Genomic DNA, 19,827 nt, shown 5'->3' on the forward strand with positions numbered 1-19,827 from the left:
TGATGTGCAGAAACTTGACGGGAAAATCAATCCCGCCACGGCCCGGGACACCTAGAAAGATTTGTGAAACCGGATCAGCGCGGCATTGACGCCGGGATTGAAGTCGTTGGTGCTGGCGTTGGATTTGTGCGTGATGGCCAGCGACAACCGGTTGCCGCTGTCAAACCGATAGCCGACCGCGAACAGGCTGCGTATCTGGAACTCCCCTCCCAGTTCGTTCAGCTCATCGGACTCCGAGAAAAAGCCGGGCATCACGCTGCCTTCGAGAAACCAATTACTGTCGAAGTCATAAATCCCATAGAGGCCCACACCAATGTGTACATCGCCGTTGTCGTGAACCGAAACCGCACCTCCCCAGCCCGCACCGAAATGCGTGGCCTGATGAAAGGGTTTGTGTTGATATTCCAGCGACACGAGCCCTTGGTCCTGAGATTGGCTGTCGGAAAAATCCGCGTATCCGGCACCAAAGATCAGCGATTGTGCCTGTACCGCGCCCGCACCGGTAATGAGCATTAGTGAAGCGATCAGTGATTTCATCAGTGTGTTCCGAAACTTGTTACCGGGTCCGAGGTTAACTGGTTATTAGACCGGATCAATTTCAATGTTCAAAAACGCACAATGTCTTCTCCATGTGTTGCACTGTCAAAACCGTTTCGCTCCGCTATTGCGAGATGTCAGCTTGCGTCTTGGCCGCGACCCGCCTAAAAGCGCCCGTCGAATGGCATCAGGAGGCCGTGATGGGCTTTAAAATGGGAATTGTGGGGCTGCCGAATGTGGGCAAGTCGACCCTGTTCAACGCGTTGACGAAAACGGCGGCGGCGCAGGCGGCAAACTTCCCGTTTTGCACCATCGAACCCAATGTTGGCGACGTGGCGGTACCGGACGACCGCCTGGAAAAGCTGGCGGCGATTGCAAAGTCGCGCCAGATCATCCCGACCCGGATAACCTTTGTCGATATCGCCGGTCTGGTGAAAGGCGCATCGAAGGGCGAAGGGCTGGGCAACCAGTTTCTGGCCAATATCCGCGAGACCGACGCGATTGCCCATGTGCTGCGCTGTTTCGAAGATGGCGATGTGACCCATGTGGATGGCCGCGTCGATCCGGTGGCCGATGCCGAAACCATCGAAACCGAACTGATGCTGGCGGATCTGGAAAGCATCGAAAAGCGCCGCGCCAATCTGGTGCGCAAGCTCAAGGGCAACGACAAGGAAGCACAACAGCAGGACCGCTTGCTCGCCACTGCACAGGCGATGCTGGAAGACGGCAAACCCGCGCGTCTCGTTGAGGTCAGCGACGAGGACGCCAAGGCGTGGAAAATGCTGCAATTGCTGACCACCAAACCGGTGCTTTATGTCTGCAACGTCTCCGAGGAAGAGGCCGCCGAGGGCAATGCCTATTCGCAGTCGGTGGCCGACATGGCGGCTGCGCAGGGAAACGCGCATGTGATTATCTCGGCCAAGATCGAGGAAGAGATCAGCCTGCTGGAACCGGATGAGGCCGAGATGTTCCTGTCGGAAATGGGCCTGTCCGAGCCGGGCCTCGACCGTCTGATCCGCGCCGGATACGACCTGCTGAGGCTGGAAACTTATTTCACTGTCGGCCCGAAAGAGGCGCGCGCCTGGACCATCCGCAAAGGCACCGCCGCGCCGCAGGCCGCAGGTGTCATTCACGGCGATTTCGAAAAGGGTTTCATCCGCGCCGAAACCATCGCTTTTGACGACTATATCACCTGCAACGGCGAAAACGGGGCCAAGGATGCGGGCAAGATGCGGGCCGAGGGCAAGGGATACACCGTCAAGGATGGCGATGTAATGCACTTCCTGTTCAATACCTAGACAAGAATCTGACGGACACTTCCGCCACAATTCACCTACGCGCGGCGGGTTGCGGAAGGGTTGCTTGGTACGGTAGCCGGGATGCCGCGTCGATGATTGGCCAAAGGGCATTGCGCAAAGTGGAATGGGTAGTTCTTGGCCCTGACGCACACTGTCTAACGACAGCGATTGGGACACAAACCAATGCGCTCCGGGCAGATCTGTGCTAGATACTCAAATGTGACTTCGGATCAGATTATGAGGTCGGCAGTGACCCCCAGGCGAGTAAAGCCGCGCTATTTTTTCATAGCGTTGGTGCCGGTGTGCATCTTTTTGATCAACAAGCTGATCACCGGTCAGTTGATGGCCACCGATTTGAACGTGCCGTCGAATATCCTGCAGGACGACCGCCCTTGGCTGGAGGGAGTAGGGCGATTCAGATTCCTCGCCACTTCTTGGTTCTTCGCGTCCCTCGCAGTGCTTGCCGTGTCAATACTGGTCCGCAACCTGGCTCGCCCGACAGCGAGAGAGACAAGGATGTTGGCCGTGGGCACGGTTTTCGTGATATTCTTGTTGGCCATCATTTCACCCATTCAGCAAAACATGTCGCCTGACACGCCACGGGCCTACTACCGCCTTGGTGCCGCGTTTTTCGAAACAGCCTTGTCGCGAGGCACGCTGCCAGCGTGTCTGGAACCGGATGACAATTGGCTGCTCGGGCGGTGCGGCGAAGTACCGGTCATTTCCTTGTTCAATCGCGTGTTGGACATTGTCACCGCGCTTGCCGGTCTAGCGGTGGGTGCACTGATCGTTGGAATGATCCTGTGCCTCGACACCTGCGAGGCCGACGACCTAGAACAGGAAGCTGCGCGGCTGGCCAAAAACATGCTTCAGATGCGGCATCAGCTATACCTGTCCAGCTTGGTACTGACGTTCGGAATGCTTTTTGCAACCAGTTGGATGCACTGGCCGCTTCCGATGGTCACTGATTCACACAGGGCGGCCTACGGGTCGGTGGTGTTGGCCTCGTCGCTGTTCACCGGAACCTATTTTTCCTTGCTGCTTCTCAGTTTTTACTTGCCCGTCGCCCTGATCTTGGATGGCTGGGTCAAGACCCTGACCGATAAGGCAGACCAATATTCTGAGGGCGGAGAACGGCTCGATTTCGACGCCTGGAAAACGTCGCATGGACTAAAAGTGGGGCTCAGCGAGCACTTACGTTCGGGCTTCGCTTTGACCGCACCAATTGTTGCAGCCTTTGCCGGTGGGATTTTTCCGGTGTCGCTGTGAAGTCTGACTATCGGCAAGCCTTGGGGTGTTTCTCCTGCGGCCCGATGGCGCACTCAAGTTCGAATTACGGACAATTGTGCCGGACGTTTCGAGGTGCGCCAAATCAACACTATGCTTGACGCAGGCCCCAAATCTATTGGTATGCTAACAAACGCCAGCTATCGTCAGGGAGGAAGCGATGCCTGCCAAGCTCGACATCAGAAATATCGGCCTCATTCTGTCCGGCAAGATGGAGCACCCGATCTATGACGATGATTGTCTGATAGCGGTCGACGGCAAGATCGCCGACTGAGGGTATGAAGCGGATCTCGATACCGAAGGGGTCGACACCGAAATCGATGCCCATGGCGTGACACTGCCCCCCGGGGCCTGATCGACAGTCATGTGCACCCGGTCGTGGGCGACAATACCCCGCGCCAGCAACAGCTTCATTGGTTCGAATCGACCCTGCATGGCGGAGTGACGACGCCGATCTCGGCGGGCTAAGTGCATGAGCCGGGGTGGCCTCAAGGCGATGGCGATTGCGGCACAGCGCTGGTACGAAAATTTCCGCCCCTCCGGAGTCAAGGTCCATACCGGCGCGACGGTGATCGAACTCGGTATGGTCGAGCAAAACTTCAAGGAGATGACCGATGCTGGTGCCATACTGCTGGGCGATATCCCGGCCGAAATCGCATTCTGTTTGCCAATGGCAATACCGCCCGCCAGCGCGAGCTGGACACTGGCCTGATCGAACGCGGCTATTTCGCCGATTTCGTACTGATGGATCAGGCGCAGCACGCGCCCGGCAAAACCATTCTTGAATCGATGCAACTGGGCAATCTACCGGGTGTGGGCATGATCATCATCAATGGCGTGGTACGGTCCGAGCGCAGCCGCGACACGCCGCCAGCAACCCGGCTGCCGCAGGTCGTATCGTGGCGCTCAGGTGATCTTGTGCACCAGCCTGTTCAGGCTGCGCTGTTCGGATGTACTGAGCGGGGCCAGCGTTTCGGTGGTAATCCCGCGGCCCACCTCGAGCATGCGCGACCAGGTCCGCACCGGCGGGCGACGGTGGGATCTGCGTCCGGCGCTTGTCGGCGGGATCAGGTTCGGCCTCGGTCAGCCCCGCGATCGTATGGGCCTGAAGGGTCGCGGCGGGCCGCTGGCTGGCCAGACGCAGCAAATAGCCGACCTTTTCGTCCAGAACATATGCCGTGTCGTTTTTGCCATGTCAGCTATTCGTGATAGCGACCGTTTGCTGTGACGGTCGCCGAATCCGAAGTTTTATCAGTCTTAATAATTGTTTACCTCAAGCCGTCCTTTCCCTCGGCCTCCTTCGCCGTCAACCCGCCGACGCGTGGCAGGGGACGGCCGCTGTCGGTGACGGCGACCGCAACCATGATCTCACCCGCGCGGGGCGCATCATTCAGGCGCACCTCGATACCGTCGAAATGGCTGCGGACATAAGCGGCGTCCTTGTGCCCCAGCGGCACGTCCAGCACCTGCCCGGGACTGCCCATCTTCTTGGACGAAGGCACCAACGCCGCGCCCTTCTCGACCTCTTTGCGCAGCGGCGCGCCCAGCTTGGGATGCAGGATCGCGGCAGCGTGTTCCAACTCGCCATTCTCGCCGACCATTGCAGATTTCCCGTAACTTTCAGCCTGTTGCGGAGTAATCCCTAGCGCCTCGACACAACGGCGGCCCAGCAGTTCACCCAGTTCCGCGCCGGTTTCCATCAACTCGCTCAGGTCTTCCACGTAACGTCCGGCACAGGGGTTTTCGATCACCGCGACGGCGACGGCCTTGCGGGTGGGCGGGGTAATGCCGCGACCCGCCTCGATATGGGTTTCCTCGACATTCACGGCGATCTTGCGAATCTTGGTCATCTCAGCCCATCCTCTCCCTTGATTTGCCAGGCTTCCAATCCGCCCGAGCGGGAATGGATGCGCGGGCCGGTCGTCATCACCAGCGCAAAAGCCATCTCGTCGGCGCGGGGTGCGTCGTTGCAACCGACCTCCATACTGTCGAAATGGCTGCGCACATAGGCAGCATTGATATGGGTGATCGGCACGTCGAGGCGCGTGCCTAACCCGCTGACTTTCTTGGAAGAAGGCACGATTGCATTGGCCTTGCCCAGAAGCTGGCGCATGGCGTATCCGCCTGGTGCATGCCACAGTGCGCCGTGCTCCAGCTCTCCACCTTCGCCGATGAGCGAGCCCTTGCCGTAGCCTTCGACGTTTTCAGGCCCGCCCAGCATGTCGATCAGCTTTTGCGCCATGTCCAGCCCCAGGGGCTTGAGATCTTCCATAAACCCTTGAATCTCGGTCACATAACGCCCTGCGAACGGGTTTGCGATAATCGCCAGGACCGAAGCGCGACGCTGCGGTTTGTCGCTGACGGGGCCGCCTTCGTGATAGATTTCTTCCAGCGAAGACACGGTTTTTCGCAGCACAACCTCAGGCATGTTCCAACCTCTCCGGTCGAGGCGCGGTCATCAGGTCGGTGCATCCCACCTGACTCGACCGGTCGCGCAAAGTCAGATGCGCGGCGCGTATTTTGTTCGTCTTGTACATGTTCTCAGCCACCTCTTGTCCGTTTTGTACCGCTCGAAAGATCTCGTTTTCATTCAGGGCGCCGCATCCTGTCACCACCGGCAGGTTGCCCAGATCGCTGCCGGCCTGCACCTCATTCGCCGGAACGCGCCGGATCGCCGGATGGCCGGGCAGGTCTACTGCGTTGGCGATGAGCGTGGCGGCTACATCCGCCGCCGCCGCGTTGCGGGCGAGAACGGTGACGCTGTCGGCGAAACCAAGGGAAAGACTGCGCCCGCCGAGGCCCGAGGTGGCGAGCCCTCCGATCTCGTCCGAGGCGTTAACGGTGATGCGACCGAGGTCGCGCCCGTGCAGATCCTGCATCGCCATCGAAAAACTTTCACCCTCGCTCAGATGAAGCGCAATGTCGCCGCCGTTGTTCACATAGGCACGGCGCAGGGCGGCGGCCTGTGTCATTGTGGTCAGAACCTCGTCGGCGACGGCGCCTGCAACGGCGGCCATGCAGGTGACGAAACTGGCGGTGTGCGGGCGGATGGCCCGGTCCATCCGGCGCGCGGTCGAGCCCGCCGGCATCGGTGCGTCCGGCGTCATGGGCGCGCGCAGCGTTTCCAACTCGTCCACCAGTTCCTGCAGGATCGTGTCGAACCGGGCGCGGGCGGCGTCAAAGGCGCGGGGGCGTTCGCCGTCGGCGCCGATGATCAGGTCGATGGGGCCGTGCTGCAGATGCAGGCGGGTTCCGCAGGGGAGTATGGCGGCGGACGGCCCCATGTCAGCGCGCCCACCGGAAATGCTTGCGGTCGGTCGGATCGGGCTGGCGTTCGTCTGGGGGAAGTTTGCGGGCGTTGTCCGAGACCACCTGGTCGACAGGCGTGACCTCGCCCATGTGCCCGCCAAGCGCGGCATAGTCGCTGATGCGCATGGTGAATTCGATGGGGGCGACCAGCGCGGGCGTCGGCACATAGCCGAAGGATTGCGTTGGCATGTCCAGTACATCGACCATCACCGTGATGCCACCGCCGGGCCAGACATAGCTTTCGGCCCCGCCGCAGGTGACGAAGGCCAGCGCGTCCTTGACCGATTTGGTCAGCCGCACCGGGTTTTCGGTGACGCCCGCACGCAGCGACCCGCCCGCGCCGCCCATGAACAGAACCGAACAGACCGAGGGTTCGCAGTTTTCGGCAATGAGATCGGCCGAATCTTTCAGCACCTCGGGGATTTGCGCGGGCTTTGGGGAAAGCGCGTCATCCAGTTCGAAATAGGCATATTGTTCGCCCGTGGTCGAGACCATCAGCAGCCGCAGGCCGGGCCATGCGACCTCGGGCTTGAACTCACCCAGAATCACCAGCGGGTCGGTGATGTCGGTGCCGCCCCAGCCGGTGCCGGGTTCGGCCACCTGAAAGTATCGCCCCGGGGTTGAGCGGCGGCCCTTGATGCGGATGCCGGTGGGCGGTACATCCAGCATCTTGCCCGCCTGATGTTCGCTGAGCACACCGGTGATGTGATCGTCGACGACGACGACGTCGTCCACATGGCCCATCCACTGTTTGGCGAACATGCCGATGGCGGCGGAACCGCAGCCGACGCGCATCAGCTTTTCCTCGACCCCGTTGATGATGGGGGCCTGGCCTGCCTGAATGATCACGGTTGTCTCGTGCCCCGGCTCGCCGATCACCATCTCGACCGCCTCGCGGTTGCACAGTTTCAGTAGCGCGTCGCAGGTCACGCGGCCCTCTTTCTTGGAGCCGCCCGTGAGGTGTTCGACCCCGCCGAGCGACAGCATCTTGGAGCCGTATTCCGAGGTCATCACATGGCCGATGGGTTCACCATCGACCCGCACCACGTCGCGTTCGTGGCCGATATGGCGGTCGGTGTCGATCTTCACCTTGACGCCGCAATAGGAAAAGATGCCTTCGGTCACGACGGTAACCATGTCGACGCCCTCGACCTCCTGGCTGACGATGAAGGGGGCGGGCTTGTAGTCGGGATAGGTGGTGCCAGCGCCGACGGCGGTGACAAAGGGGCGGTGGCCCTGCAGGATATCGCCGTTCCAGTCGCCGTGCGGCTTGTCGGCCATGAAGGGCACCAGTTTCTGGTCGGTGTGTTCGATCACCGTCAGCGCGTCAAGCCGGACCAGCGCGCCGCCGTGGTTGGCATAGCGGTCGCAGGCGCCAGAGCGGCCTTCGGCGATATAGCAGAGTACAGGGCAGGCGTCGCAGCGGATTTTCTCGGGCTTGATACGTTCAGTGGCCATTGGCGTGGTCTTTCAATGCGGCCCGCAGGCGCGAGGGCGTGGCTGGTCCCTGATAGAGGCGCACCCCGCAGGCGTCCTTGATGGCGTTGAATATCGCCGGGGCGGTGGGGATCAGGGCGTGCTCGCCAAGCCCCTTGGCGCCGTAAGGGCCGTGCGCGTCGGGTTCTTCGATGATCAGGGTTTCGATCGGGGGGATGTCGCCGATGGTCGGGATCAGATAGTCGTGCAGGTTCTCGGTGCGGCCCGGGATATATTCCTCCATCAGCGCCATGCCCAGGCCTTGTGCGATGCCGCCTTCGACCTGGCCTTCGACCAGCATGGGGTTGATGGCGCGGCCCACGTCGTGGGCGGCGATGAAGCGCAGCGGCCTGACGGTGCCGAGCCGTGTGTCGACCTCGATGACCGCCAGATGAGCGGCATAGCCGAACTGGGCGTAGGGAATGCCCTGACCGTTTTCGTCGAGCGGTCTGGTCGGCGGGTCATAGGTTTCCTCGGCCCGTAGGACATAACCCTGGTCGTCTACGGGCAGGGGGGCGAGGTCTATCTGGTGGCTCTGGTCGCCATCGGTGATTTCCAGCGCAGAGCCGGTGAGGGTCAGTTCCGCCTCGGGGCTGGCGTTGACGCGCGACAGGATCTCAGCGCGCAATGCCTCGCCCGCCAGTTGCGCGGCCTTCCCGGTGACATAGGTCTGGCGCGAGGCCGAGGTCTTGCCCGCATCCGGGGTCACGTCGGTATCGGGGCCGATCAGGATCAGTTGTGTGGTGGGCAGGCCGAGGGCGGTGGCGAAGATCTGGGCGATGACGGTGTTCGCGCCCTGACCGATATCCGCCGCGCCCTGATGCAGCACCAGCGAGCCGTCGGCGCGAATGCCGCCCTTGATGGTCGAGGGGTTGGGCAGCGAGGTGTTGCCGCAGCCATACCATCCGGCAGCGACGCCGACGCCCCGTTTGAGTGTTTCATTTTCGGCATTGAAGGCGGTGGCCTGTTCACGTTCGCTTTTCCATGCGGGCCGCAGCGCCTCAAGGCAGGGGCGGATGCCGACGCCCTGATCGAAGACCTGACCGCAGATCGTGGGCATGCCGTTGTCAAGCGCGTTGGAGATGCGGAATTCGAGCCGGTCGATACCAAGTTGGTCGGCCAGTTCATCGAACAGGCTTTCCTGCGCCAGCGCCGATTGCGGCACACCAAAGCCTCGGAACGCGCCCGAGGGCGGGCAGTGGGTGTGGATGCCCTTGGCCTCGGCCCGGTAGTCGGTGAAGCGATAGGGGCCGGAGGCGTGGACGGGGACGCGGTTGGCCACGGTCGGGCCCCAGCTGGAATAGGCGCCGGTGTTGAAGAGACCATCAAAGGTCATGCCACACAGTTTGCCGTCTCTTGTCGCGCCGATGCTCAGACGCATGTCGGAGGGGTGGCGTTTGGTGGTCGATTGCATCGACTCGGTGCGGGAATAGGTCAGGCGTACCGGCTGGCCGGTCTTGAGGGCCGCGATGGCGAGGTAGGGCTGCACCGAGATATCGAGCTTGGCGCCGAACCCGCCGCCGGTGGCGGTGGGAACGATGCGGATCCGGTCGCGGTCCATGGCGAGGATGTCGGCGAGGCTGTCGAGATCCATCACCGGGGCCTGGGTACAGGCGTGGACATGCACGCGCCCGTCCACGACCCGAGCAAATCCGGCCTCGGGCTCGATATAGGCGTGTTCGACAAAGCCCGAGCGAAAGCGGCCCTCGACCACGATATCGGCGCGGGCCAGCGCGGCCTCGGCGTCGCCATGCCTGACGAAGCCCGAAGTCATGACATTGCCCGCGCGGTCGGGGTGCAGCGGTGGGGCGTCGTCGGCCATCGCCTCGGCCATGCCCGTGGTGGCGGGCAGTTCGGTCCAGGTGACCGGGAAGCTCTGCGGATCGAAGGCGGCGATGGCGTCGGGTGTGCCGACGATGGCGGCCACGGCTTCGCCCCGGAACCGGGTCTCGCCAGTGGCGAAGACGGGTTGATCGACAAAACCGGGGATGGTGCCGAAGAGGTTGCGGCCCGGCACGTCCGCCGCAGTCAGGATCGCCGTGATGCCCGGGTTGGCGGCAAGCGCGCCCATGTCGCCCAGTTCGAAGGCGGCGCGGTGATAGGGGGAGCGGATCAGCAACAACTCCAGCGTGCCCGCCGGGGCGACGTCGTCACCGAAGGATTCGGTTCCCGCGATCTTGGGCACCCCGTCGAGGCGCGGTATGGGTGCGCCGACATGGGTGTTCTCGGGGTCGGGCAGGGCCGGTTCGCGATAGGCCTGTACCACCGCCTCGATGATCTTGCGATAGCCGGTGCAGCGGCACAGAACGCCGCCAAGCGCGTCCTTGACCTCGTCTTCTTCCGGGCGCAGGTCGCGGCGCAGCAGGGCGGTGGCCGAAACCATCATGCCCGGCGTGCAGATGCCGCATTGCGCCGCGCCATGGGCATGGAAACTTTCGGCCAGCCTTTGCGTCACCGGCTCGTTCTGCGCCAGCCCGGCAAGGGTTTCGACCGTCTGGCCCGCCGCTTGATGCGTGGGGGTCAGGCAGGCGCAGACCGCCTCGCCGTCAATCAGAACGGTGCAGGCACCGCAATCGCCGGCGTTGCAGCCGATCTTGACGTCGCGGGCCGACAGCCGCTCGCGCAGCGTTTCCGACAGGCGCTCGCCCAGCCGGGGGCGGATGGCGACCGCTTCGCCGTTCAAGCGGAACTGGATCAGTTCATCGTCAACCCGCCAGTCCATCGGCCCCTCCGGCGTTGTGAATTGCGCGCAGTATCTGTTCGGCCACCGCATCGGCGCGATAGGCGGCGCTGCCGCGAATGTCGTCGATCGGGGTGAGCGGGGCGAGATGGGTGTCGCGCACATCCACCTCGGCGATGGTCTTGCCGATCATGTCGCGTTCCAGTTCGGTCAGCCGCTGCGCCACCGGCGAGCAGGCTCCGACGGCGATACGGGCCTCGGCAATTCTGTTGTCATCGTCCAATGCGATCAGGGCGGCGGTCATGGCGATTGAGATCACCAGATAGCGGCGCGCGCCGAGTTTTTCGAAACTGCCGACGGCATGGTCCGGTGGTGCGGAGATATGCAGCGCCGTCACCATCTCGCCCGGATCAAGCGCGGTGGTGCGGACACCGGTGATGAACTCGGCCAGGGGTAAAGTGCGGGTTGCCGCCATCGAGGTGATCTCAACCTGCGTGTCGAGCGTCAGCAGCGGCGGCACACCGTCAGCGGCGGGGGAGGCGTTGCACAGGTTTCCCGCGATGGTTCCGGCGTTCTGGATCTGGATGCTGCCCACCTCGCGCGCGGCGGCCTGCAACCCGGCAAAGGCCGGGGGCAGTTGCGCGCGGGTCAGATCGCTCCACCGTGTCGCCGCGCCAATGCGCCAGTGGCCGTCTTCGCGCCGGATGCCACGCAGGCCCCCGATGCGGGTAATGTCGAGCAGATCGGTCTGCACGGCACCGTGCGGTTTGGACGGATAGAAATCGGTGCCACCCGCGACGATCCTGGCCCCTCCGGCGGCCAGTGTGTCAAGCGCTTCGCTGAGTTCGGTTGGTGCGAGATACCTCAAACAGCTGCCCCTTCCCGGCTGACCATTCTTGCTTGTATACGAATGATATTGAGGGAATGCGATTCGAGTCAATGGTGGCGGGATACCACCCGTCACGATTGCTGATCCGGCAGGCTCTAACGCTCGCGCCATATCTCCATCAGATCGTTGAATCGGGGGTCTTCACGCAATGGCGCCAAATCGGGATCTTCGGTGGCCCACTTCATCATCCGGATCGGCCTGCCCTCCATGATCGACCTTTCGAGAAACCTGAGGGCGTTGTCGCGATCCCCAAGCATCGAGTAGGCGCAGGCGATGTTGTAGGTCGAGCGTGGATCGGCCGGGGCGACATCGACAGCCTTCTGCAGCCAGTCCAGTGCCCGGTCGCGTTCGTCGAGATGGATCAGGGCGAATGCACCGACATAGGCGGCGTGCACATTGCGGTCGTCATATTCGTACAACCGGCTAGCGATCGAAAACGTCTCATGCGCGAGCGCCAGCATTTTGTCTGTCTGACCAAGCTCCTTCCACAGGGTCATAAGCATCATCTTGGATTGTAGATCGTCGCCACGAACCTTGGATGCCTTGTGGTACATGTTCGCTGCTGACTCGAAGTCTTCGTGGATAAGGTGGAACATGCCAAAGTTCCAAAATGCCTCGTACAGCATCGGGTCGATTTCAAGGGCGGTGTTGAATTCGCGGATTGCGCCTTTGGCGTCGTCCTTGAGCATCAACACGAACGCCAGCGAGGCGTGGGCCTCGGCCATGCCCGGCGCGACCGCAAGTGCGCGGCGGCTGTTGTCTTCGGCCGTGTCGAGGATGTCAGGCTCGGACGAATAGTAATGATAGTATGTCGCATCGCAGTCGGACAGGCCGGTCAGTGCGATTGCGTATCCGGGGTCAAGTTCCACCGCCTTGAGAAACAGCTTGCGGGCGGTTTCAAGGTTGTCGCGGCTCATGCTGTGCATCTGCTGACGGCCACGCAGATAACAGTCATAGGCCTGAAGATTGCGCGTGGGCACGCGTTTGATGGCTTTTTGCTCTTTCGGAGCAAGAACGATTTTCAGGGAGTCGACGATGCTGCGGGTGATTTCGTCCTGCACCTCGAACACGTCCGTCAGTTCCCGGTCATAGCGTTCCGCCCACATGTGACCGCCGGTGCGGCCGTCGATCAGCTGCGCGGTCACCCGGACCCGGTTGCCGGATTTGCGCACGCTGCCTTCGAGGATGAACATGACATCGAGGTCGGCGCTGATCTGTCGGATGTTCACCGGACGGCCCTTGTAGGCGAAGGTCGAGTTGCGGGCGGCCACAAACAGCCGCGAGATCTTGGACAGGTCGGTGATGATGTCTTCAGTAATGCCGTCCGAGAAGTATTCCTGTTCACTGTCGCCGCTCATGTTCGAGAAAGGCAGCACGGCGATGGAATACCGTTCTGGCGGGCTGTGCCGTGGTTCCGGGATTGGTGGGGCGGCTTCGGTCCCTGCCTCGGTCGGGATCTGGAACACGCGAACCGGTTTGGCGATATTTTTCAGCTGTCTGAGACCGAGATCCCGGAAGGTGCAGTCGACCTTGCCCACGACCATGTCATGAGCGGGGCCGGAGATGCAGATGCTGCCGGGGTCCGACAGGTTTTCCAGCCGGGCCGCCACGTTGACGCCGTCGCCATAGATGTCGTCGCCGTCGACAATGACGTCCCCGAGGTTGATGCCGATGCGGAGCGCGAATGTGTTGCCGCTGCCGGACAGGCCCTGCTGGATCGCAAGGGCGCATTCCACGGCGTCCACGACCGAGGCGAACTCGGCCAGGAACCCGTCGCCGACAAGTTTGACGATGCGGCCGTTTCGCTGGATGATCTGAGGATCGAAATGGTTTGTGCGATGCTGTTTGAGGGCGGTGAACGTGCCGGTTTCATCACTCTCCATCAGCGCGGAGAATCCCACCACATCCGCAATCATGATCGCTGCAAGCCGGCGCGTCACCTTGTTCTCCCCTTCATCGTTCGATCATACGACGTCCGCGGAAGGTGCGGAACTGCTTATATGGGGGCCGGTTCGTCGTTCAGCCAGAAAGGCTGCGCTGGCAGATCTCGGCGGATCCTCGGTTTAAAACCGGCGCTCGGTATCGCGCGTCAGGGTATAGGTCTGGCGCCAGATCTTTTCGAACTGCGGCAGGGACCGGGTGCGATAGACCTCGTTGGCCTGCAGGTCTTGCCCGGATTTGAGCAGGTCGGCGATCAGCAGGCACAACGCTATGGCCTCTTCCAGGTCCACGATGATGGGCTGGAGTTCGGAGGCGAATTCCGGAGAAAACTCACCGCGCCGGATGCGGGCCTTCAACTGGTTCAGGTCGACCTGAACGATCTGCTTGGGAACGCCGGACAGCGAATCCAGTTCCGATCCTTCCTCGGTCAACGGTGTGACCCAGCCGCCATGCACCGCAATGAGCGCCTGGGATTGCAGGTGGTACAGGTGGCGCGAGTCGTGTTCAAGTTTGACGATGGTCCGGTACTGCAACAGAAGATCGGCAGCCGGATCGGTCTTGTTGGCCCAGGCAGAAGACAGGAACAGGGTCAGAACCGCCATTGCCGAAAGAAAATACCTGCGTGTCATCGATTACCCCCCGATTACTGTCATCGTATCATTTTCGGGCATTTATTGCCATTTCCCAGCGATTTGGGTCGGCGCGGCGGCATTTGTCGCGGCTTTGGGAAAGGCTTTCGTTCGGGCTCAGCAACGCTATGCTAGTGCACCGAACGCAACCCCCGAGGCCCATCCGTGATCGAATTGCGAGACCTGCAGCTGCTCAGCGCCCTTGCGCGGCATCGTCATTTTGCCAAGGCGGCCGAGGATTGCGGCATTTCTCAGCCTGCTTTTTCGATGCGCATCCGCAATCTGGAGGAGAGGCTGGGCATCACCATCGTGCGCCGCGCCAACCGGTTTCAGGGCCTGACGGACGAGGGTGAGATGATCGTGCGCCGTGCCCGCCGCATTCTGGGCGACACCAAGGCGCTGGAACAGGAGGTCGCCTCGATCCGGGGCGAGATTTCGGGTTCCCTGATTCTGGGCGTGATCCCGACGGCTCTGGCCTTTACCGGGCGGCTGGTGCGCAGGCTGCATCAGGCGCATCCCAAGATCGTGGCGAGGATCGATTCGATGTCCTCGACCGCGATCCAGCAGGGGCTGGACGATGGCACCATCGACGCCGGCATCACCTATGGCGACAGTATCGGCACCGATCTGCGGCATGTGCAGCCGCTGTATGAAGAAGGCTATGTCTTGCTCGTGCCAGCGCATATGACCGATGAGACCGGCCCGATCCCCTGGGCGCGGGTGGCCGAGTTTCCACTGTGCCTGCTGGAGCCGCAGATGCAGAACCGCCGCATTCTGGACCGCATCTTTGCCGAACTGGGCCTGCACCCGCGCGTGGTGGCCGAGACCAGCGGCTTCACCGCCGCCATGGTTATGGCGCGCGAAGGGCTGGCGGCGGCGGTAGTGCCGCGGGTGCTGATCCGGGCACTGGGCGACCCCGAGGGAACACGGGCGTTGCCGCTGATCGAGCCGGACGTGTCCAAACCGATCTGTCTGGCGACCCTGCAACGCGATCCGGAACTGCCAACGGTGGCGGCGCTGCGGCGTGTGTTGACCTCATTGCGGTGATAATCTGTCGTTATCGTGCGATTGAGTTTTGCTATTTGACGATATGCTAGTCTGATGAGACACGGGGCCTGAATCGGAGGGCATCATGGCACCATTAGATACCAAGCCATCAGGCGCACCAAAGGGCGTCTGGAAGTCAGGTAAAGGCAAGGGGCGGCACACGCCCAAAGGCCGGCAGTTCACGGATGAGGGTCAGGCCGAGATTGCGCGCCTGCTGGGCGACCGCCCGCGCCGCCGCGACCTGCTGATCGAATTCCTGCATTTGATTCAGGACGAGCACGGCCATATCAGCGCCGACCACATCGCCGCGCTGGCGGTCGAGATGCGGATCGGGCAGGCCGAGATTTACGAGACCGCCACCTTCTATGCTCATTTTGACGTGGTGAAAGAGGGTGAGACCCCTCCGCCCGCGCTGACCATCCGGGTTTGCGATTCTCTCTCCTGCGAGATGGCCGGTGCCCAGCAATTGCAGAAGGCTCTGGAAGATGGGCTGGACCCGGCAGAGGTCCGCGTTGTCCGCGCGCCCTGCATGGGCCGCTGCGACACGGCTCCGGTGCTGGAGATCGGTCACAATCATATCGATCATGCGACCCCCGAAAAGGTGAACGCTGCCATCGCGGCGGGTGATACCCACGCCCATCTGCCCGACTACGAAGCCTTTGCCGCCTACGAGGCAAACGGCGGTTATGCCAAGCTGAAAGAACTGCGCGAGGGCGGCAATTGGGAGAAGGTGCAGGAAGATGTCCTGGCCTCGGGCCTGCGCGGTCTGGGCGGTGCCGGCTTCCCGTCCGGTAAGAAATGGGGCTTTGTTCGCATGAATGAAGGTCCGCGCTATCTGGCCGTGAACGGGGACGAGGGCGAGCCAGGTACGTTCAAGGACCGTTACTATCTGGAGCGTACACCGCATGTCTTCCTGGAGGGTATGCTGATCGCCGCCTGGGCGGTCGAGGCCGAGACCTGCTTTATCTACATGCGTGACGAATACCCGGCGGTTCTGGAAATCCTGGGCCGCGAGATTGCCGAGCTGGAAGGCGCTGGCATTGTCGCCAAGGGTTACATTGACCTGCGTCGGGGTGCCGGTGCGTATATCTGCGGTGAAGAATCCGCGATGATCGAATCGATCGAGGGCAAGAAGGGCCTGCCGCGTCACCGTCCTCCGTTCGTGGCGCAGGTTGGGGTCTTTAATCGCCCGACGCTCGTGCACAATGTCGAGACGCTCCATTGGGTCGCCAAGGTCTGCCGGGAGGGGCCGGAGGTCCTGAATTCGGTTGAAAAGAATGGCCGCAAGGGCCTGCGCAGCTATTCGGTCTCGGGCCGTGTTGCAAAGCCGGGGGTCTACCTGCTGCCCGCGGGTTCGACCATTCTTGACGTGATTGATGCCGCCGGGGGCATGGCTGAGGGCCATGTGTTCAAGGCGTATCAACCGGGCGGGCCGTCGTCGGGTCTTCTCCCTTCGAACATCGACGATGTCCCGCTCGACTTTGACACATTGCAGCCGCTGGGCACCTTCATCGGGTCGGCGGCGGTGGTGGTCCTCTCCGACCGGGACACCGCGCGCGATGCGGCGCTGAACATGCTGCGGTTCTTCGAGGATGAAAGCTGCGGACAGTGCACCCCCTGCCGGGCAGGTTGTGAAAAGGCGGTCAAGCTGATGCAGGCCGAAAAGTGGGATCAGGACCTGCTGGAAGACCTGTGTCAGGTCATGGGCGATGCCTCGATCTGCGGTCTGGGGCAGGCGGCCCCGAACCCGATCCGCCTGGTCATGAAACATTTCGCTGACGAAATCTGAGGGAGACAGCCATGCTTGATGCAAGCCCAACCAAGACCGTCACCTTCAACCTGAACGGCGATGACGTCACAGTGCCCGAAGGCACAACGATCTGGGACGCGGCCAATGGCCGTGGCCTGATCATCCCGCATCTGTGCCACAAGCCGGCGCCGGGTTATAAACCCGACGGCAACTGCCGCGCCTGCATGGTCGAGGTGGAGGGCGAGCGCACGCTGGTCGCTTCGTGCATCCGTCCTGCAGCCGAGGGGATGGTGGTCAAGACCGACACCGACCGTGCCGAGAAATCGCGCGCGATGGTCATGGAACTGCTGGTGGCGGACCAGCCCGAGCAGCCGCACGACGCCTCCAGTCATTTCTGGGACATGGCCAAGCTGAACGATGTCAGCGACAGCCGTTTCCCGGCGAAGGAGCCGGAGAAAATTCCGCTGCTGGATGACAGCCACGTAGCGATGCGCGTCAATCTGGACGCCTGCATCAACTGCAACCTCTGTGTCCGCGCCTGCCGCGATGTGCAGGTGAATGACGTGATCGGTATGGCCGGTCGCGGCCATACCGCTCAGGTGGTGTTCGACCAGAACGATCCGATGGGGGCCTCGACCTGTGTGGCTTGTGGCGAATGCGTTCAGGCCTGCCCGACCGGCGCGCTGATGCCCGCCACCGTGCTGGATGACAAGCAGCAGGGCGACAGCAAGGATTACGATTCTGAGACCGAAAGCGTCTGCCCGTTCTGCGGCGTGGGCTGCAAGGTCTCGCTGAAGGTCAAGGACGGCAAGGTCAAGTATGTCGAGGGCATCAACGGCCCCGCAAACGAGGGCCGCCTGTGTGTCAAAGGCCGCTTTGGCTTTGACTACATCCACCACCCGCACCGCCTGACCAAACCGCTGATCCGGCGCGAGGATGCGCCTGAAAAAGGCCTGAACGTCGATCCGGGCAATCTGTCTACTCATTTCCGCGAAGCGACCTGGGAAGAGGCGATGGATCTGGCCGCCACAAAGCTCAAAGCCTTGCGCGACGAAGATCCACGCAGCGTTGCGGGCTTTGGCTCGGCCAAATGCACCAACGAAGAAGCCTATCTGTTCCAGAAGTTCATCCGACAGGGTTTCAGGCACAACAACGTCGACCACTGCACCCGCCTGTGCCACGCCTCATCCGTGGCGGCGCTGATCGAGAATGTGGGCTCGGGCGCGGTGACCGCGACCTTCAACGAGATCGAAAATGCGGATGTGGCGATCATCATCGGCTCGAACCCGATTGAGAACCACCCGGTTGCGGCTACTTATTTCAAGCAATTCGCCAAGCGTGGCGGCAAGCTGATTGTGATGGACCCGCGCGGCGTCGGCATGCGCAAGTTCGCAACCGAGATGCTGCAGTTCCGTCCGGGCGCGGATGTCTCGATGCTGAACGCGATCATGAACGTGATCGTCGAAGAAGAGCTGTATGACAGCCAGTATATCCACCGCTGGACCGAGAACTGGGAGGCCGAGAAGGAGCACCTGCGCGCCTTCACCCCCGAAAAGATGTCCAAAATTTGTGGCATCGAACCGGATCAGCTGCGCCGCGTCGCCCGCATCTTTGCGAATGCCAAGGCAGGCCTGATCTTCTGGGGTATGGGCGTCAGTCAGCATATCCACGGCACCGACAACTCGCGTTGCCTGATCAGCCTCGCTCTGATGACCGGCAACGTCGGCAAGCCCGGCGCGGGTCTGCACCCGCTGCGGGGCCAGAACAACGTGCAGGGCGCGTCGGACGCGGGTCTGATCCCGATGTTCCTGCCGGATTATCAGACCGTAACGGACGATGGCATCCGCGCCAGGTTCAACGAGGTCTGGAACTCGGATGACTTCTCGAACGAGAAGGGTCTGACCGTGACCGAGATCATCGATCACGCCTATGCGGGCAAGATCCGGGGCATGTACATTCAGGGCGAAAACCCGGCCATGTCCGACCCCGATGCAGGGCACGCTCGCGAGGCGCTGGCCAAGCTGGACCTGATGATCGTGCAGGATATCTTCCTGACCGAAACGGCGAACTATGCCGACATCATTCTGCCCGCCTCGGCGCTTTACGAAAAGAACGGCACGGTGTCCAACACCAACCGTCAGGTGCAACGGGTACGCCCTGCGGTGCCGCCGCCGGGCGAGGCGCGCGAGGACTGGAAAATCACCGTCGAACTGGCGCAGCGGATCGGGTTGAACTGGGACTACACCGACGTGTCGCAGGTTTTCGACGAGATGAAACTGACGATGAAGTCGCTCGACAACATCACCTGGGAGCGTCTGAAGACCGAAACCATCACCTATCCGTCGCTCAGCGAGACCGATCCGGGTCAGGCCATCGTGTTCGGCGACGGCTTCCCGCGCCCCGAGGGCCGCGCACGGTTCACACCCGCCAGCGTGATCCCGCCGGACGAGGCGCCGGATGACGAATACCCGATGATCGCCACCACGGGGCGTCAGCTGGAGCATTGGCACACCGGCTCGATGACCCGCCGGTCGCGGGTTCTGGATGCGGTCGAACCGGAAGCGAACTGTTCGATGAACCCCCGCACGCTGAAACTGATGGGGATCGAGCCGGGCGAGACGGTGCGCCTGACCACCCGGCGCGGGTCCATCGAGATCATGGTCCGCGCTGACCGGGCAATTGCCGAGGACATGGTGTTCATCCCCTTCGCCTATGTCGAGGCCGCGGCAAACATCCTGACCAACCCGGCCATCGACCCCTATGGCAAGATCCCCGAGTTCAAGTTCTCGGCGATCCGGGTCGAAAAGGCCGAGGCAGTCGCGGCGGAATAACTCTCCTCCTATTTCCGCCGTTTGACGGGCGGTCCTTTCGGGGGCCGCCCTTTTTGTTTGCCCGGGCCGTCCCGCATTTCATCTTTTCCAAAACACCTCGGGGGGAGACGCGATCCAGCCGCGCCGGTTGACAGGTGGTGCTGCGACCGGCTC

The 19,827-nt window shown here is 62.1% G+C and carries 14 protein-coding genes and 1 pseudogene; 6 read left to right on the top strand and 9 right to left on the bottom strand.

All coding sequences use genetic code 11. The features are described from left to right. Positions 1-51: 51 nt before the first annotated feature. The gene (locus ACR0AO_RS01050; RefSeq protein ID WP_480598860.1) at positions 52-537 is read right to left on the bottom strand and encodes an acyloxyacyl hydrolase; all 486 of its coding nucleotides are present in this window, start codon (positions 535-537) and stop codon (positions 52-54) included. Between the two features lie 200 nt (positions 538-737). On the opposite strand from ACR0AO_RS01050, the gene ychF reads away from it, so the two are divergent. From ychF to ACR0AO_RS01065, 3 genes and pseudogenes are all read left to right on the top strand, one after another. Further along, positions 738-1,835 (top strand): redox-regulated ATPase YchF, encoded by a 1,098-nt coding sequence (gene ychF, locus ACR0AO_RS01055; protein WP_480598862.1) that lies wholly within the window; start codon positions 738-740, stop codon positions 1,833-1,835. Between the two features lie 249 nt (positions 1,836-2,084). Further along, positions 2,085-3,104, top strand: coding sequence for a hypothetical protein (locus ACR0AO_RS01060; RefSeq protein WP_480598864.1), 1,020 nt, complete (start codon positions 2,085-2,087; stop codon positions 3,102-3,104). A 178-nt stretch (positions 3,105-3,282) separates the two neighbouring features. Next, positions 3,283-4,019, top strand: a pseudogene (locus tag ACR0AO_RS01065) (amidohydrolase family protein); the annotation flags it as partial. 371 nt (positions 4,020-4,390) lie between these two features. Here the strand turns inward: ACR0AO_RS01065 and ACR0AO_RS01070 are convergent. The 8 genes from ACR0AO_RS01070 to ACR0AO_RS01105 all read right to left on the bottom strand — a co-directional run bounded on the left by ACR0AO_RS01070 (position 4,391) and on the right by ACR0AO_RS01105 (position 14,046). Then, a complete protein-coding gene (locus ACR0AO_RS01070; protein WP_480598866.1) occupies positions 4,391-4,972 on the bottom strand; it encodes an amino acid synthesis family protein in 582 nt (193 codons plus the stop codon). Then, positions 4,969-5,550 carry an amino acid synthesis family protein gene (locus ACR0AO_RS01075; RefSeq protein WP_480598868.1) on the bottom strand — a complete coding sequence of 194 codons (582 nt, stop codon included), beginning with the start codon at positions 5,548-5,550 and terminating at the stop codon, positions 4,969-4,971. The genes ACR0AO_RS01070 and ACR0AO_RS01075 overlap by 4 nt, the downstream gene beginning before the upstream one ends. Further along, entirely contained in the window at positions 5,543-6,406 is an 864-nt protein-coding gene (locus tag ACR0AO_RS01080) for a UPF0280 family protein (protein WP_480598870.1), read from the bottom strand. The genes ACR0AO_RS01075 and ACR0AO_RS01080 overlap by 8 nt, the downstream gene beginning before the upstream one ends. Position 6,407: 1 nt before the next feature. Continuing rightward, entirely contained in the window at positions 6,408-7,889 is a 1,482-nt protein-coding gene (locus ACR0AO_RS01085) for a 6-hydroxynicotinate reductase (protein ID WP_480598872.1), read from the bottom strand. Continuing rightward, positions 7,879-10,629 carry a molybdopterin-dependent oxidoreductase gene (locus ACR0AO_RS01090; protein ID WP_480598874.1) on the bottom strand — a complete coding sequence of 917 codons (2,751 nt, stop codon included), beginning with the start codon at positions 10,627-10,629 and terminating at the stop codon, positions 7,879-7,881. Before ACR0AO_RS01090 ends, ACR0AO_RS01085 begins: the two co-directional genes overlap by 11 nt. Beyond that, positions 10,613-11,455, bottom strand: a complete 843-nt coding sequence (locus tag ACR0AO_RS01095) for an FAD binding domain-containing protein (protein ID WP_480598876.1) — start codon at positions 11,453-11,455, stop codon at positions 10,613-10,615. Before ACR0AO_RS01095 ends, ACR0AO_RS01090 begins: the two co-directional genes overlap by 17 nt. A gap of 116 nt (positions 11,456-11,571) precedes the next feature. Beyond that, positions 11,572-13,416 carry a TPR end-of-group domain-containing protein gene (locus tag ACR0AO_RS01100; RefSeq protein WP_480598878.1) on the bottom strand — a complete coding sequence of 615 codons (1,845 nt, stop codon included), beginning with the start codon at positions 13,414-13,416 and terminating at the stop codon, positions 11,572-11,574. A 123-nt stretch (positions 13,417-13,539) separates the two neighbouring features. Beyond that, positions 13,540-14,046, bottom strand: a complete 507-nt coding sequence (locus ACR0AO_RS01105) for a hypothetical protein (RefSeq protein ID WP_480598880.1) — start codon at positions 14,044-14,046, stop codon at positions 13,540-13,542. 165 nt (positions 14,047-14,211) lie between these two features. On the opposite strand from ACR0AO_RS01105, the gene ACR0AO_RS01110 reads away from it, so the two are divergent. The 3 genes from ACR0AO_RS01110 (at position 14,212) to fdhF (ending at position 19,674) form a co-directional block, all read left to right on the top strand. Beyond that, a complete protein-coding gene (locus ACR0AO_RS01110) occupies positions 14,212-15,093 on the top strand; it encodes a LysR family transcriptional regulator (RefSeq protein WP_480598882.1) in 882 nt (293 codons plus the stop codon). 85 nt (positions 15,094-15,178) lie between these two features. Next, complete coding sequence (locus ACR0AO_RS01115) at positions 15,179-16,882, top strand: NAD(P)H-dependent oxidoreductase subunit E (RefSeq protein WP_480598884.1); 1,704 nt, start codon at positions 15,179-15,181, stop codon at positions 16,880-16,882. Between the two features lie 11 nt (positions 16,883-16,893). Next, on the top strand, positions 16,894-19,674 hold the full coding sequence (gene fdhF, locus ACR0AO_RS01120; RefSeq protein ID WP_480598886.1) for a formate dehydrogenase subunit alpha: 2,781 nt from the start codon (positions 16,894-16,896) through the stop codon (positions 19,672-19,674). Positions 19,675-19,827 lie beyond the last annotated feature (153 nt).

The organism is Ruegeria sp. AF8, from assembly GCF_056541825.1.

Excerpts from the sequence above, each read along its gene's own strand:
- ACR0AO_RS01080 (WP_480598870.1), bottom strand. The coding sequence starts at position 6,406 with ATGGGGCCGTCCGCCGCCATACTCCCCTGCGGAACCCGCCTGCATCTG.
- ACR0AO_RS01085 (WP_480598872.1), bottom strand. The coding sequence starts at position 7,889 with ATGGCCACTGAACGTATCAAGCCCGAGAAAATCCGCTGCGACGCCTGC.
- ACR0AO_RS01090 (WP_480598874.1), bottom strand. The coding sequence starts at position 10,629 with ATGGACTGGCGGGTTGACGATGAACTGATCCAGTTCCGCTTGAACGGC.
- ACR0AO_RS01115 (WP_480598884.1), top strand. The coding sequence starts at position 15,179 with ATGGCACCATTAGATACCAAGCCATCAGGCGCACCAAAGGGCGTCTGG.
- ACR0AO_RS01050 (WP_480598860.1), bottom strand. The coding sequence starts at position 537 with ATGAAATCACTGATCGCTTCACTAATGCTCATTACCGGTGCGGGCGCG.
- ACR0AO_RS01105 (WP_480598880.1), bottom strand. The coding sequence starts at position 14,046 with ATGACACGCAGGTATTTTCTTTCGGCAATGGCGGTTCTGACCCTGTTC.
- fdhF (WP_480598886.1), top strand. The coding sequence starts at position 16,894 with ATGCTTGATGCAAGCCCAACCAAGACCGTCACCTTCAACCTGAACGGC.
- ychF (WP_480598862.1), top strand. The coding sequence starts at position 738 with ATGGGCTTTAAAATGGGAATTGTGGGGCTGCCGAATGTGGGCAAGTCG.
- ACR0AO_RS01070 (WP_480598866.1), bottom strand. The coding sequence starts at position 4,972 with ATGACCAAGATTCGCAAGATCGCCGTGAATGTCGAGGAAACCCATATC.
- ACR0AO_RS01075 (WP_480598868.1), bottom strand. The coding sequence starts at position 5,550 with ATGCCTGAGGTTGTGCTGCGAAAAACCGTGTCTTCGCTGGAAGAAATC.